Source organism: Kribbella amoyensis, from assembly GCF_007828865.1.
Classification (GTDB): domain Bacteria; phylum Actinomycetota; class Actinomycetes; order Propionibacteriales; family Kribbellaceae; genus Kribbella; species Kribbella amoyensis.
Genome location: NZ_VIVK01000001.1, coordinates 2920005 through 2933229, shown reverse-complemented (window position 1 = coordinate 2933229; position 13225 = coordinate 2920005). Strand labels below are relative to the sequence as shown.

Genomic DNA, 13225 nt, shown 5'->3' with positions numbered 1-13225 from the left:
TCAGCGGTCCGTGCAGCGCCGGCGGTAGTAGGCCCAGGTGACGAGGCCGAGCAGCGGACCCCAGAGGACGAGGGGGAGGTACGCGGTCGCCATCAGCAGTTGCCAGCCGCCCTGTGGTTCGAGCGGATCGTGGAACAGGTCGGTATACAGCAGCGGATTGAGGCTCCACAGCAGCACCAACGCGACCGCACCGATCGATGCCGGGACCACCGCCGCCAGCGGCCGTACCCGCCACCCGCCGATGGCCGGGACCCACGACGGCAGCCGTTCACCCCATGGCCGCACGAGGCCCAACGTCAACAACGCAAGGCCTTCCGTGACCAGGCTGAGCGCGACAAGGTACACCCGATCGGCCGCGCTGCTCGCGTTGGCGGCCATCCATTCGGGCTGATACCCCATCGAGAATCCGGCGGCGAGCAGGAGTCTCCAGACGCAGGAGGGCAACGTCGTCAAGGCCGCCAGGTGCGCGGCCCGCACGGCCCAAGGCTGCGGTGCTCGCCCGTCTCGCGTGGGGGATACCGGCTCGACCTGCGCTGCGCTCGTCACACCCAGGACCCTTCCAACCCCGGGCGTACCCCACATCGCCCGGACGAGGGAACGTGCGTCCCCCGTCCGGTGGACGCGGCTACGAGCCGGACGGCGCCTTGCTCAGGTCCACGACGCAGAAGACGTTGTGGTCCGGGTCGGTGAGGACGACGAAGTCCGGTTCCGGCGGGTACTGGTCCCACGCGACCCTGTCCAGAGCGCTGCGGCCGCCGCGACATCGGCGACGCCGACCACTGGGTATCCGAGTCTGATCACCCGTCCACCCTAGGGGTCAGCCCGGCATCGCCTTCGCGGTCTTGTGCAGGCCCTTGCGGAAGCGGTGCGCCGTCTTCTTGCCCTTCTTCGTCGCCTGCTTCTTGGCCCGTTTGACATCACCGGCTGTCGATCCGCGGGGCTTCAGCCCGGCCTGTTTGCGCACCTTGCGTTTCACCTCCTGGCCGCGCGGCAGCATCAGCTGGACGCCGTACGCCCAGAGCCGGAGGCCCAGCGCCATCAGCGGGGCGCCGAGCGGTAGCAGGATCAGCGTCACGCACAACACCAGCGCGACGATCATCACGACGGTCGCCAGCAACCAGACCAGTATCGCGGCCAGTCCTCGGAGCACTCTCATCCCGGATCACGTCCTCGTCATCGGGTTCCTTCGGGGTCAGCGGGGTCCGTCGGCCAGCAACGGGCCGAGCGGACCGAGATCGAGGTTCAGGTCGTCGGGGGTGAGGTCGAAGCGGTCGCGCAAGGTCGTCATCGCCTCGTCCAGCCGGAACAGGGCCAGGCCGAGCTCCTCGACCTGCTCGGGCGCCAGGTCCCCCTCGTCGATCCGCCGCAGCGCCTGCCGTTCCATCAGTTGCCGGATCAGCTCGACGATCGTCAGGACCAGCTTGAACAGCTCGCGTTCGACGGTGTCCTTGTCGGCTTCCACCCTGGGGGCGAACAAGTCAGTCATCGAGTCCCCTCCCGGCCCGGACGGACTGGATCACGGCCCCGAGGCGAACCTCGACCAGGTCGATCCCGGCCAGCGAGATCAGCACGTCGGCCGACACCACGACGCCGTTGCCGAGCAACCGGTCCAGCAGGTCCACCAACGCGATCGGGCCGGCCGCGTCCCGGAGGACAGGCTCGGCCGTCATGGGCTGTCCAGGGTGGAGAAGGAGTACGGCGGCCAGGGTCCGTCGATCTCGAGGCACAACGTCGGGTACCGCGGTTCGAGGTCGGCGACGAAGTGCAGGAACTGCTTCGTCCGGGCTTCCTGGACGAGGAACGCGCCGTTCAGCGTCATCGTCTCGGACCGCCCGGTGAGGCGTCGATCCTGGGACGGCAGCCGCCGGGACGCGTCGGCGGCGGACGAGATCGCCTGGTACAGCCGATCCGCCTGCGAGGTCATCCGCGCGTTGGCTCGCGCGTTCGCGGACAACTGCGCCCGCCGTCGTTCGAGGTACGAGACCCCGGTACCGCGGGCCGCGGTCGCCAAGGACCCCGCCGACGGCGGCGTGCCCGAGACCGTGGCTTCGCCGGTGGTCTCGATCAGGTTCCGTTGATAGGCCTTGATGCTCCACTCACTCCGGCCCTCGATCCGGTCCAGCGCTTCGTCGAGCTCGGTGCGCAGTTCGTCGACGCGTTCCAGGACGCCCTGGTCCGACCGGCAGATCGTGGCCAGCCGGAACGGCGCCAGCGCACTCGTCCCGGCCGCGGCGCGCCGTACCACCTCGTCGTGCCCGCGCGCGGTCGCCTCCAGCCAGCGTAGGTTCTCCAGATTGCGGCGCAGCCCGTCCTCGCCGAACTCGTCCAGGCCGACCGTACTCACCACCGCGACCAGCTCACCGTCGTCGATGGTCCGGACCGGGTGCCCCTGCATCCCGGTCACCGCGTCCAGCAGCCGCCCGTCCAGCGACCGCGCGACGGCGTACAAATAGGTGCCGGTGTCAACCATTACCGTCCTCCAGTTCGTCGACCCGTTCCCGGAGCCGGCGGTTCTCGTCGGCGAGCTGCTGGGCCTCGGTGGACAGCATCGGGTCGCGGGTCCACCAGTCGATGCCCATCTCCATCGCCTTGTCGACCGACACCACCAGCAGCCGGATCTTGACCGTCAGCAGTTCGATGTCGAGCAGGTTCACCCGGATGTCGCCGGCGATGATGATGCCCTTGTCCAGCACGCGTTCGAGCACGTCGGCGAGGTTGTCGGGGCGTGGCCCCGCGGAGGCGTACCGGTCCATCGGTGCGCGCCGTGGTCTCGTCGTCGGTTCGGTCATCGGTGTCCGATCACTCCTGGGTGCGGCCGCGGACGTGCCGGCCGAGTCGCCGGTACCCGGTCATCGCCCCGTCGCCGTCGGTCTCGACCTCGTAGATCGCGAGGATGTCGGTCGTGTCGGGGACCCGGCGCGACTCCACCACCTCGACCTGGACCTTCCAGCCGTCGTCGTCCCGGTCGATCGCCACGACGCTCTCGACCTGGTGCCCGATCAACTCGGACAACTCGGTCGCCGCGGACAGCGCGACCGATCGCAACGACGGCTTCCGGGACCGCGAGGGCTGCCGGTCCTCGTCCGCCGTTCCACGCCGTGACCTGTCCGGTCGTGCGGTGGCCTTCTTCGCCGTATTCCGGCGCCGCTCGGACTGCTGTCCTGTTCTACGGGTAGTTGTCATTGGCAACATATCCTTCGCGCTGTGCCTCGGCGTCCAGCAGCCGGGCGATCAGTACGTCCTCGGCGGCCGTCGCCTCGTCCTCGGTCAGGTCCCCGCTGGCGCGGAGGTTCCCGATCAGCTCCAGCTGGTGCCGGATCCGGGCCGGGTCGTAGAACTCCTGCTCGGCCTGCCGGCGGATCTGGTCGGCGAGCGCCGCCGTGGCCCGGACCGGCGCCAACGGCAACGTCAGCAGGTTGGTCACGAACCCCATCGCCTCAGCCCTCCACCGCGACGAAGTCGTACGCCGCCGACGGCCCGACCAGCTTGACCCTGGCCCGGCCGGCGAGCTCCTTGGCCAACTGCTCGGCCGTCTGCTCGAAGACCGGCCGCTGGTCGTCCCGGACGAGGTACGCGACGTCGATCACCTGGTCCAGCCCGGCCCCGTCGCGCACCCGGGCATCGAGGACCAGCGGCTCGAACACGGCCAGGACGGCGTCGGCATCCTCGTCCTGCTTGGCCTCCAGGGCCCGGGCGACCAGCTCCCCCAGCCGGACGCGATCGTGGTACGCCGCGTGCTCCGGCCGATCGCGGGTCCGGAGTCTGAGTTGCGCGATCTCCGGGTTCTCCGCGACCACCTCGGCCAGCACCCGCGCCTCGTCGTACCGCACCCGGATCGTGTACTGCGCCGACCCCGCCAACTCGCGCAGCATCGGGGCGAACTCGTCCCCGCCCGGCTCGAGGACCTCGGCGAGCAACTGGTCCCGGTCCTCGAGTACCGAACCGAACCGCACCGGGAGGACCGGGCCGGCCGCCGCGGCCGCGTCGAGGACCCGGCCGTGCGCGACCAGGTCGGCCCGCCGGGTCAACGGCCGGGTGGTGCTCACCGGACTCGTGATCGCGGCGACCTCGCCGTGCGGGATCACCTCGACCGCCTCGTCGTCGAGTCCGGTGAGCGTCTTGGGAAGGTCGAGGCCGGCGGCCGCGATCCCGTACAGGTAGCAGCCGGTCCGTCGATCGGTCGTGATCGTCATCCCTCGTCCCTCCGGCGGCGCGCGGCGGCCTTCTTGGCCGGCCGGCGACGTGGCCGTTCCTCGTACTCCGGCTCGTCGTCCTCGTCGTCGTCCTTGTCGCTCTTGTCGTCCGAACTGCCGAGGAGCGCTTCCTTGGCACCGGAGAGCAGGCCCGTGGTCTTACCCCGCGCGCCGCTCTCGGTGACGTCGCTCATCAGCTCGGGCAGGTCCTTGCCGCCCTTCTCGTACAGGTCGAGCCGGTTCGTCGCCTCGGCGAACCGCAAGTAGGTGTCCACACTGGCGACGACGATCCGGGCGTCGATGGTGAGCAGTTCGATGCCGACGAGCGAGACGCGCACGTAGGCGTCGATCACGAGCCCCTTGTCGAGGATGCTGTCGATCACGTCGGCGAGACTGCTCGGAGCGGGCCGCTCGAGATAGCCCCCACCCCGGCGGCGATCGCTGGCCGCAACGGTCATGGTCGTCCTCCCTTCCGGTCGGTTCAGCTCGCGCGTCGGCGCGGCTCGTCGTCCTCTTCGTCCTCGTCCTCGTACTCGTCTTCGTCGTACTCGTCGGCGTCGCCCTCGTCGTCCTCGTCGGGCTCGTCGTCGTAGTCCTCGTCTTCCTCGTCCTCGTACTCGTCGACCGGTTCGTCGTCGTACTCGTCCTCGTCTTCGTCCTGCTCGTCTTCGTCCTGCTCGTCGTACTCGTCCTCGGGCTCTTCATCCTCGGACTCTTCGTCCTCGCCCTCGTCGTCGTACTCGTCCTCGTCGTCGTACTCGTCGGCCGGCTCGTCGTCGTACTCGTCCTCGTCTTCGTCCGGCTCGTCTTCGTCCGGCTCGTCTTCGTCCTGCTCGTCGTACTCGTCCTCGGGCTCTTCGTCCCCGCCCTCGTCCTCGTACTCGTCGCGCTCGTCGTCGTGCTCGTCCGCGTACTCGTCCTCGTCGCGGTCCTCGTCGTCGCGATCCTCCTCGGCGACGGCGTCCTCATGGGTCTTGGAGACCTCGCCGTCGGAGATCTCGCCGCGCCAGCCCTCGACCCGGTCGGGTTCGAGGATCACGTTCGTCATCACGTGCCGGCGGTAGTGCTTCAGCTCGAGCCGGGCACGCCGGCCCTGCGCGCGCCAGATGTTGCCGACCCGTTCGAACAGGCCCTGCGGGTAGTACTCGAGGACGACCAGGATCCGGGTCAGATTCGGGCCGAGCGAGTGGAACGTGACGGCCCCGTCGACGTGCCCCTTCTCGCCCTTCGACCGCCAGACGATCTTCTCGTCGGCCGTCTGCTCGATGATGCTGGCTTCCCAGGTCCGGTGCGACCAGAGGATCTTCGCCTTGAAGTTGACCTTCTCGTCGGACTCCTGCTCGACGTTCTCGACCTTCTTCATGAAGCCGGAGAAGTCCTGGAACTGGGTCCACTGGTTGTACGCGACGTGCACCGGCACCCCGACATCGATCTGCTCGATGATGTTGGTCGACTTGGTCGCCGCCTTCTGGCCACCCGCGCCGCCCGATCCGGCCGAACCGCCGGTGATCGCGTCCTTGACCTTGTCCTTCGCTCCGATGACGCCACCCTTCAACGCACCCAGCACCGGCGAGCCGCCGGTCGCGGCCGCCTTACCGCCCTCGGCCAGTGCCCGCCCGCCGACGCCGCCGTTCGCGGCGAAGTCGACCAGCCGTTCGGTCAGGTCGGAGATCTTGTCGCCGGCCAGCTCGGTGGTCCGTTCGGCGGCTACCGACAGCGCCTCCTGCAGTTCGTCCTTCAACCGGTCGACGGGCAGCTCGTCCAGGACGGACTTCAACCCGCCGCCGTTCGCGGTCCGCTCGGCCATCTCGGTCACCCGCGCTTCCGCGTCGAGGACCCGCCGGACCTCGCCGTCGTCTTCTTGGCAGCGGTCTTCTTGGCGGTCGTCTTCTTCGCCGCGGTCTTCTTCGCCGCCGCCTTCCGCGGCGGCGCGGACTTCTTCGCGGCCGCCTTCTTGGCCGGAGCCTTCTTGGCCGGAGCCTTCTTCGCGGCGGTCTTCTTGGCGGCCGTCTTCCGGGCCCCCGAGCTCGCCGACCCCGTCCCCGAGGTCGTCCGCTCGGTCACCGAACCACCGGACCGGTCCGAGGACGCCTTGGCGGCCGTACGCTTCGCACTCCGCCGTCCGCTGTCGCGCGAGCCGGCGTCGTCGTCACCACCGCGTCGCCGACTCCCACCGGCCCGCCGCCGACGAGCCGAGCTGACCTCGTCCTCGTCGGCCTCACCGCTGGGCTCGCGGTCCTCGTCGTCCCCGCCACGGCGACCGCGGCTGCCACGCTCGTCATCGGCGCGACGGCCGCGGCGACCGCCGCGCTCGTCCTTGTCGTCGCTACGGCTACGGCTACGGCTCCTACCGCCCTCATCGCCGTCGTCGTCCTCGTCGTCGCGGCCGCGGCTCTCGCTGCCCTCGTCATCGCGCCGGCCGCGGCTCCTACCGCCCCGCCGCCGTCGACGTCCGCCGTCGTCCTCGGCGCGGTCGCGCGGAGTGTCGTCCTCGTCCTCGTCGTCCGACTCGTCGGAGCCGGTCAGGCCGCTGCCCAGGTCGAGCATGCGATCGGTCCGGCTGCGGATCCCGTCGCTCACCCGGTTCAGCCGGTTGCTGGCGGCGGCGACCGCCGCCTCCCGGCCGGCGGTGACCAACTTGCCGCGCACCTGGTCGGACAGCTTGGACAGCTCGGGGTTCTGCTCGACCAGGGTCGCGAGCTGTTGCACGATCGCGCGCGGATCCGTCGCGATCCGCTTGCCGGCCAGCAGACTGCCGACCGTGATGGCCAGCCGGAGCTTCTTCGTCCGGCCGAGCAGGTAGCCGCTCGCCACAGCGGCCGCCACCTTCGCGGTGGTATTCGCAGTGGTATTCATGGGAACTCCTCCACAGTGATGGGAGCCACCGGGACAGACGTGTCCCAGGGACTTCGCCCCGTCGGGGTCCGGCGGGTCCGGACGTGATCAGTTGGTCAGCGCCGCGATCCGGCGCAGCATCGCCAGACTCGGATACGGCTCGGACCGGACCTGCCGCAGCAGGACCTGCGCGTAGACCGGAACCTCGTCCGGCCGTAGCAGCGACTCGATCAGATCGAGCGTCGTCGTCGACGGAAAGCGTTCGTCCGCGACCTTCTCCAGCAGGATGTCCACCAGCCGCTCCCGGACGTCGATCTCCGGCTCAGCCATGGCGTGCCCGCGGCCGCGTGGAACCTCGGAATTCCGGTCTAGCGATTCTCACGAGCCCCTCCTCAGGATCATCCCCGTGCCCAACAAGCGATGCCTGCGGGTACCCACGCATTTCCCCCACAAACGACCCTGACTTTCCGCATCCACACCCTGGCTCTGCGTAAGAGGTGAACCGCATCCCCTTGCACACAAGGCGAAACGGCAGGACGGAGCTCGGCGAAAGCCGGAAAACGAAAACTACTCCCGAGTCACCTGAACGATGACCGGCCGGTAGATTCCGGACAATTCCAAAACCCCGACAATCACCCAATAGCGGACACCGCAGTCCGTACCGAGGTTCAGGGCAGGACGTGGTCGGCCGTCTGCTCGGGTGCGATCCGCGGCCTGCCGAGGCGCCGTTTCCTGATCCGTGGACCGAGCGAGCGCGACCGAGTCGGCCACTGGATCACCAGGACCGCGCTCAGGACCACGGCACCGCCGACGGCTTGAACGACGCCGAGGGATTCGCCGACGACGGCGGCTGCGAGGACAACCGTGACGACCGGTTCCAGAGTGGAGAGGATCGACGCGGCCGACGGACCGACGCGGGCCAGGCCGGCGAAGAACGTCAGGATCGCGGCGACCGTACTGACCACGGCGATCGCGGCAAGCCAGAGCCACCCTTCGGCGGCGAACCCCAGCTGCGGACCACCGTGCCGGGTGGATGCGAGGGAGTAGGTGAACGCGGCGCCGGTACAGACCAGAGCGGACAACGCGAGCGGCGGCATACCGACGCCGATGCGATCCCCGGCGAGGATGTAGACCGTGTACGCGACGGCGGCACCGAATCCCATCGCGGCACCCAGTGGATCCAGGCCTCCGGACGCCGCGCCACCGAGGACCAGGGCGGTGCCGACGGACGCGATCACGAGAGCCGCGATCCGGCGGACGGAGGCCCGCTCACGGCCGAGGACGATCGCGCCGATCATCACCAGGACCGGGTAGACGTAGAGGATCAGGGCGAGCAGCGACGCGTCCATCCGCTCCAACGCCCCGAAGAAGAGGCCGGACTGCGTGGCGTACCCGATCCCGCCCATCGCGAGACCGGCCAGGACCGAGCGACGCGGCAGACCCCGCAGTACTCCCCTGGCCCGGGCGATGACGAGCAGCAGCGCGGCCGCGATCGCGAACCGGAACAGCAGCAGATCGCCGAGCACGACCCCCGAGTCGTACGCGAGCTTGCCGAAGATGGCCATGGCGCCGAAACAGACGGCGGAGAGGAGGCAGAGAAGCGGACCCACGGGAAGATGCTGACATCGTCAACTATTCAGGTCTATCTCAGCTTCTTGCACAGAATCGGGTAGCGTTACTGAACAATGCTGGATCTTCGCCGCCTCCGTCTTCTCCGCGAACTCGACGCGCGGGGAACGATGCACGGCGCCGCCCGCGCCCTCGGGTACACGCCGAGCGCGATCTCCCAGCAGCTCGCCGTCCTCGAACGCGAAGCGGGCGCGAAACTGTTCGAGCGCACCGGCCGCAACGTGCAGCTCACCGAGGCGGGGAAGGCCCTGGTCCGGCACACCGCCGTACTCCTCGACGGTCTTGAGGCCGCCGAAGCCGAAGTGGCCGCGATCGCCGCCGGCCGGCCGGCGGGCGTGGTCAGGGTGTCGGCGTTCCAGTCGGCGTTCCTCCGGATCGTCGCCCCCGCGGTCGCCGCCCTCGCCGAGAGCCACCCCGACATCCGGGTCGAAGTCACCGAGACCGAGGTCGAGACCGCAGTACCGGCGCTCCACCTCCGCCGGCTCGACGTGGTGGTGGGTGACGAGTACTCCGGTCAGCCCCGCCCCGTCCACGCCGACCTCGCCCGCGAGACCCTGGTCCGCGAGCAGGTCCGTCTGGTCCTCCCCGAAACGCACCCGCAGGCGGCCAACGACCGTGTCCGCATGACGCAGCTGGCCGACGAACACTGGGCCGCGTGCCAACCAGGAACCGGCCACCACGCGATGCAGGTCCGGGCCTGCCGCGATCTCGGCGCGTTCGAACCGGATCTCCGGTACGCCTCGGACGACTTCCTCATCCTCGTCGAGATGGTCCGGACCGCGGGAGCCTGCGCTCTCCTCCCCGACCTGGTCCTCGGCTACGGAGTACCGGGTGTCGCGATCAGACCCCTGAGTGAAGGCGAACTCGGCCGCGAGGTCTTCCTGCTCACCCGGACCAGCAAAACCCCTGCAATAGAAGCTGTTACGGCCGCTCTCCACGCAGCAGCGCAGAGCTCACCACCGGCATAGGTACTGCGTGGGGCCGAGCACGTCGGCCCCACGCGTGCACCCGCCTACTGCTGGCCGAAGTCCTTGAGCCGGTCGGCCGCGTTGTCGGCGATCCCCTGGCCCTGCTCGGTCAGACCGTCGGTCGCCTGCGTGACCTGCTCGCCGACGCCTTCCACCGGTACGTCGACACCGGTGGCCTGCTCGAAATCGCCCACGGCACCTTCCGCGGCGGCCTGCGCGTTGTCGACGTGGCCCTGCGCCTGGTCGGCGACCTCCTGGCCCTGGTCGGCCACCGCCTGGCCTTGGTCGGCCACGCCTTCGGCGGAACCGCTGAGCTGGTCGGTCACCCCGGAGACGTCGATCCCGGTGGCCTCGGTGACCTTGTCACCGGCGCCCTGCAGCAGCTCGGAAGCCTTGTCCTTCAAACTATCGAAAATGCCCATCGCGAAATCCTTCGGTCGGGGAGGGTCAGGGACGAGCGGAACGTCCCTCCAACCTACCGACCGCGTCCAACTGAGTACACATCGTTCACTCGGCGGTGGCCACCGACGGTTCCTCGACACGCTGCGGATCACCCAGGACGTCGATCGCGAAAATTTTGCCTCGGGCAACGGTAAAGCCCAGCACCGGCAACGCGCGCCCGGGCGTGGCGGCGACGACGACACCGCCCGCGCCGTCGACCAGAGCGGGACGCGCGAACGGCACGAGCCGGGTGACCATGACCACCTGTGCCGCCACCGGCTCGGGACCGTGCACGGCGACGGTCCGCCGGGCCCGGGCCGTCCCGGTGTCGGAACGCAGGACGACGTCGCGATCGAGCACGGCGACCAGTGCGTCGAGATCACCGGCCCGGGCCGCGGCGAAGAACGCGTCGACGATCTCGCGCTGCCGGTGCCGGTCGGGATCCGGCACCGACGCGCCGCTCCGGACGCACCGGCGGGCCCGGCTCGCGAGTTGACGGGCCACGGCCGGGGACCGGTCGATCGTCGCCGCGATCTCGTCGAACGGCAGGCCGAACAGGTCGTGCAGGACGAACGCCGTCCGCTCGGCCGGCGTCAGCGATTCGAGCACCACCAGCAGTCCCAGGCCGACCGCTTCCGCCAGCAGGGCCTGCTGCTCCGAGTCCTCGGCGTGACCGTCCGTCGGTTCCGGGAGGTGTACGGCGAGCGGATCCTCGCCTCGCACGATCCGGGTCCGCAGCAGGCCGAGACAGACCCGGGCCACGGCGGCCGTCATCCAGCCGGTGAGGTTCTGCACGCCGTCCACCGCGGCCCGGTCGAGCCGGAGCCAGGTCTGCCGGACCGCGTCGTCGGCCTCGGGGACGGAGCCGAGCATCCGGTACGCCACCGCCCGCAGGTGGGTCCGCCTCTCCTCGAACCGCTCGGCCAGCCAGTCGTCGTCGTTCGCCATCACCGTCGTCTCCCGTCGCGAGTCACGGAGGTTGACGGCACAGCGCCCCCGAGTGTGACCTGCCGTCACACTCGGGGCCGTCCCGGGCTGACTGACCGACTCAGCCGGCGGCCGGCCCGGTGAGCCGATGCGGGACGAGGCGAACGGCCACGCGGACGTGGTCGGCGGGCAGCGCGAGGTACTCGTCGCCGGCCCCGGGCCCTTCGTAGGTCTCGGCCAACTGAACGGCCAACGCGCGGCCGGCATCCTCGGCCACGGTCGCGGCGCCGCGGATCTCGACGTACTGGTCCGGGTCGTCCTTGGCGATCACCAGCAGACTGGCCCGCGGATCCCGTTGGAGGTTCAGCACCTTCCTGCGCCCGGCCGCGGTCGAAACGAGGACGTCGTCGCCGTCCCGCCCCACCCAGACCACCGAGGTCTGCGGGCTGCCGTCAGGGTTCGTCGTCGCCAGAACGGCGGGGTTGGCTCCGTCGATCAGCTTGCGTGCCGCATCGCTGAGCTCCAGGCGGCTGTTCTCGCGACTTCCCCGGTCGGCTTCGGTCGTCATGCGTCCATCCCTTCAGATCGGTCCACCGATTGTCCACCGTGACCACCAGAGATCGGTCGGCCGGCGTCGGCCGAGTCCTGACCACGAGTGGCTGGAAGCCCTTGACCGGCCCGGTCGCGAAGGGTCACGGCGGCCAGGATCGCGCATCCGGCAAACGCGATCGCGCCGACGCCGGCGACGCTGTCCAAACTGCTGGCGAAGGCTGCTTTCGCGGCGGTCGCCAAGGCCGTACCAGACTGGCCCGGTAGCTCTTCCGCGACCAGCATCGCCGCCGTGACACTTTGCCGTGCCTGAGCAACGATCTCGGCCGGAACGTCCGCCGGCGGTCCAGCCTCGAAGGAACGCCGGTACACGAACGTCCCGAGACTGCCGAGCAGCGCGACTCCCAGTGCGATGCCGCCTTCACCGCTCGTCTCCGACAACGAGGCGGCCGATCCCGCCCGCTCAGGTGGTGCAGCCGCCAGCATCAGGCCGGCAGTCAGCGCCATCGGAAGCCCCATACCGAACGACGTGATCGCGAGCCCGGCTACCACGAAGCCGACACCACCAGTACCGTCGGCACCGGTCACCACCAGCAGTCCGACCGCCGCCAGGATCAACCCGGCCGCGACGGCCTTCGCTGTTCCGGTCCGCTGTGCGATGGCGGGAGACGCGCTGAGGCCGGCCACCATCGCGATGCTCTGCGGAATCAACCAGAGCCCAGCCCGCAGCGGTGACAGACCTTCGACCACCTGCAAGAAGAGTGCTGTCTGCAACGAGATCCCGGCCATCACCACACCACCGGCAAGCATCACCCCGAGCGCGGCGCCGAACTTCGGTCGCCGGAACAGCGTGAGATCCAGCAACGGATCTGCCAACCGCCGCTGCCTCCGGACGAACACGACGCCGAGGCCCGCACCGACGACCAGCGCCATCATCGGCGGGACTGCCCAGCCCGACCGGGCGAGTTCCTTCAGCCCCCAGACGGCCGGCAGGATCGTGCCCAGCGAAAGCACCACACTCAGTGCGTCGATCCGCCCCGCGGACGGGTTCCGGTACTCCGGCAGCAGAATCGGTCCGGTGATCAGCAGCAGCACCATCACAGGCACACCGAGGAGAAACGCGGACCCCCACCAGAAGTGCTCCAGCAGGAATCCGCCGATCACCGGACCCAGCAGCACACCGCCCATGAAGCAGCTGAACCAGATGCCGATCGCCCGGCCCATCTGGACCGGATCCGGAAACATGTTCCGAATCAGGGCCATGGTCGAGGGCATCAGCGTCGCACCAGCGAGCCCGAGCACCGCACGGCTGACGATCAACTGCTCAGGGCTGCTCGAAGAGGCGGCCAGCACCGAGGCCGCGCCGAAGGCCGCGGCCCCGATCAGCAACAGTCTGCGCCGCCCGATCCGATCACCGAGCGTGCCCATCGTGACCAGGAATCCTGCGAGCAGGAAGGAATAGATGTCCAAGATCCACAACTGCTGAGTACTGTCGGCGCCGAGGTCGGCACTCAGACTCGGTAATGCCAAGTACAGGACGCTGACGTCCAGGGACAGCAGCAGCGTGGGCAGAGCCAGCACGGCCAAGCCGACCCAGGCTCGCCCAGTCGCCTTCTCCACATCTTCCGACCCGTTCACGCCGCTGTCTGCGGTGTCGTTCATCTCGTCTCTTCCCTCCGCAGT

Annotated in this window: 19 protein-coding genes; 1 reads left to right on the top strand and 18 read right to left on the bottom strand. The window is 69.5% G+C overall.

Annotated elements, in window-relative coordinates:
• From FB561_RS13980 to FB561_RS13910, 14 genes are all read right to left on the bottom strand, one after another.
• Complete coding sequence (locus tag FB561_RS13980; protein WP_145806776.1) at window positions 1–477, bottom strand: hypothetical protein; 477 nt, start codon at window positions 475–477, stop codon at window positions 1–3.
• A 340-nt stretch (window positions 478–817) separates the two neighbouring features.
• Window positions 818–1156 carry a hypothetical protein gene (locus FB561_RS13970; protein ID WP_145806774.1) on the bottom strand — a complete coding sequence of 113 codons (339 nt, stop codon included), beginning with the start codon at window positions 1154–1156 and terminating at the stop codon, window positions 818–820.
• A gap of 36 nt (window positions 1157–1192) precedes the next feature.
• Window positions 1193–1486 (bottom strand): gas vesicle protein K, encoded by a 294-nt coding sequence (locus tag FB561_RS13965; protein ID WP_145806772.1) that lies wholly within the window; start codon window positions 1484–1486, stop codon window positions 1193–1195.
• Window positions 1479–1670, bottom strand: a complete 192-nt coding sequence (gene gvpJ, locus FB561_RS13960) for a gas vesicle protein GvpJ (protein WP_145806770.1) — start codon at window positions 1668–1670, stop codon at window positions 1479–1481. Before gvpJ (FB561_RS13960) ends, FB561_RS13965 begins: the two co-directional genes overlap by 8 nt.
• The gene (locus FB561_RS13955; protein ID WP_145806768.1) at window positions 1667–2470 is read right to left on the bottom strand and encodes a GvpL/GvpF family gas vesicle protein; all 804 of its coding nucleotides are present in this window, start codon (window positions 2468–2470) and stop codon (window positions 1667–1669) included. The genes gvpJ (FB561_RS13960) and FB561_RS13955 overlap by 4 nt, the downstream gene beginning before the upstream one ends.
• Window positions 2463–2789 (bottom strand): gas vesicle protein GvpJ, encoded by a 327-nt coding sequence (gvpJ, locus tag FB561_RS13950; RefSeq protein ID WP_202880609.1) that lies wholly within the window; start codon window positions 2787–2789, stop codon window positions 2463–2465. Before gvpJ (FB561_RS13950) ends, FB561_RS13955 begins: the two co-directional genes overlap by 8 nt.
• Before the next feature lie 10 nt (window positions 2790–2799).
• Window positions 2800–3183: a gas vesicle protein GvpO gene (locus FB561_RS13945; RefSeq protein ID WP_170284667.1), complete on the bottom strand. Its 384-nt coding sequence runs from the start codon at window positions 3181–3183 to the stop codon at window positions 2800–2802.
• Window positions 3167–3433: a gas vesicle protein GvpG gene (locus FB561_RS13940; RefSeq protein ID WP_145806764.1), complete on the bottom strand. Its 267-nt coding sequence runs from the start codon at window positions 3431–3433 to the stop codon at window positions 3167–3169. The genes FB561_RS13945 and FB561_RS13940 overlap by 17 nt, the downstream gene beginning before the upstream one ends.
• Window positions 3434–3437: 4 nt before the next feature.
• A complete protein-coding gene (locus FB561_RS13935; RefSeq protein ID WP_145806759.1) occupies window positions 3438–4193 on the bottom strand; it encodes a GvpL/GvpF family gas vesicle protein in 756 nt (251 codons plus the stop codon).
• Window positions 4190–4651, bottom strand: coding sequence for a gas vesicle protein GvpJ (gvpJ, locus tag FB561_RS13930; protein WP_145806753.1), 462 nt, complete (start codon window positions 4649–4651; stop codon window positions 4190–4192). Before gvpJ (FB561_RS13930) ends, FB561_RS13935 begins: the two co-directional genes overlap by 4 nt.
• 23 nt (window positions 4652–4674) lie before the next feature.
• Window positions 4675–6000 (bottom strand): SRPBCC family protein, encoded by a 1326-nt coding sequence (locus tag FB561_RS13925; protein ID WP_145813015.1) that lies wholly within the window; start codon window positions 5998–6000, stop codon window positions 4675–4677.
• A 5-nt stretch (window positions 6001–6005) separates the two neighbouring features.
• Window positions 6006–7049: a hypothetical protein gene (locus tag FB561_RS38240; RefSeq protein ID WP_145806746.1), complete on the bottom strand. Its 1044-nt coding sequence runs from the start codon at window positions 7047–7049 to the stop codon at window positions 6006–6008.
• An 87-nt stretch (window positions 7050–7136) separates the two neighbouring features.
• A complete protein-coding gene (locus tag FB561_RS13915) occupies window positions 7137–7358 on the bottom strand; it encodes a hypothetical protein (protein ID WP_145806739.1) in 222 nt (73 codons plus the stop codon).
• A 338-nt stretch (window positions 7359–7696) separates the two neighbouring features.
• Window positions 7697–8638: a DMT family transporter gene (locus FB561_RS13910; protein WP_145806733.1), complete on the bottom strand. Its 942-nt coding sequence runs from the start codon at window positions 8636–8638 to the stop codon at window positions 7697–7699.
• A 75-nt stretch (window positions 8639–8713) separates the two neighbouring features.
• Here FB561_RS13910 and FB561_RS13905 point away from each other — a divergent pair, with 75 nt between their 5' ends.
• Window positions 8714–9625, top strand: coding sequence for a LysR family transcriptional regulator (locus tag FB561_RS13905; RefSeq protein ID WP_145806731.1), 912 nt, complete (start codon window positions 8714–8716; stop codon window positions 9623–9625).
• Between the two features lie 44 nt (window positions 9626–9669).
• Here FB561_RS13905 and FB561_RS13900 read toward each other — a convergent pair whose 3' ends face one another.
• The 4 genes from FB561_RS13900 to FB561_RS13885 all read right to left on the bottom strand — a co-directional run bounded on the left by FB561_RS13900 (window position 9670) and on the right by FB561_RS13885 (window position 13204).
• Window positions 9670–10047, bottom strand: coding sequence for a hypothetical protein (locus tag FB561_RS13900; RefSeq protein WP_202880607.1), 378 nt, complete (start codon window positions 10045–10047; stop codon window positions 9670–9672).
• An 85-nt stretch (window positions 10048–10132) separates the two neighbouring features.
• Window positions 10133–11014, bottom strand: a complete 882-nt coding sequence (locus FB561_RS13895; RefSeq protein ID WP_145806729.1) for a sigma factor-like helix-turn-helix DNA-binding protein — start codon at window positions 11012–11014, stop codon at window positions 10133–10135.
• A gap of 100 nt (window positions 11015–11114) precedes the next feature.
• Entirely contained in the window at window positions 11115–11561 is a 447-nt protein-coding gene (locus FB561_RS13890; RefSeq protein WP_145806727.1) for a PPOX class F420-dependent oxidoreductase, read from the bottom strand.
• A complete protein-coding gene (locus FB561_RS13885; protein WP_145806725.1) occupies window positions 11558–13204 on the bottom strand; it encodes an MFS transporter in 1647 nt (548 codons plus the stop codon). The genes FB561_RS13890 and FB561_RS13885 overlap by 4 nt, the downstream gene beginning before the upstream one ends.
• Between the last annotated feature and the right edge of the window lie 21 nt (window positions 13205–13225).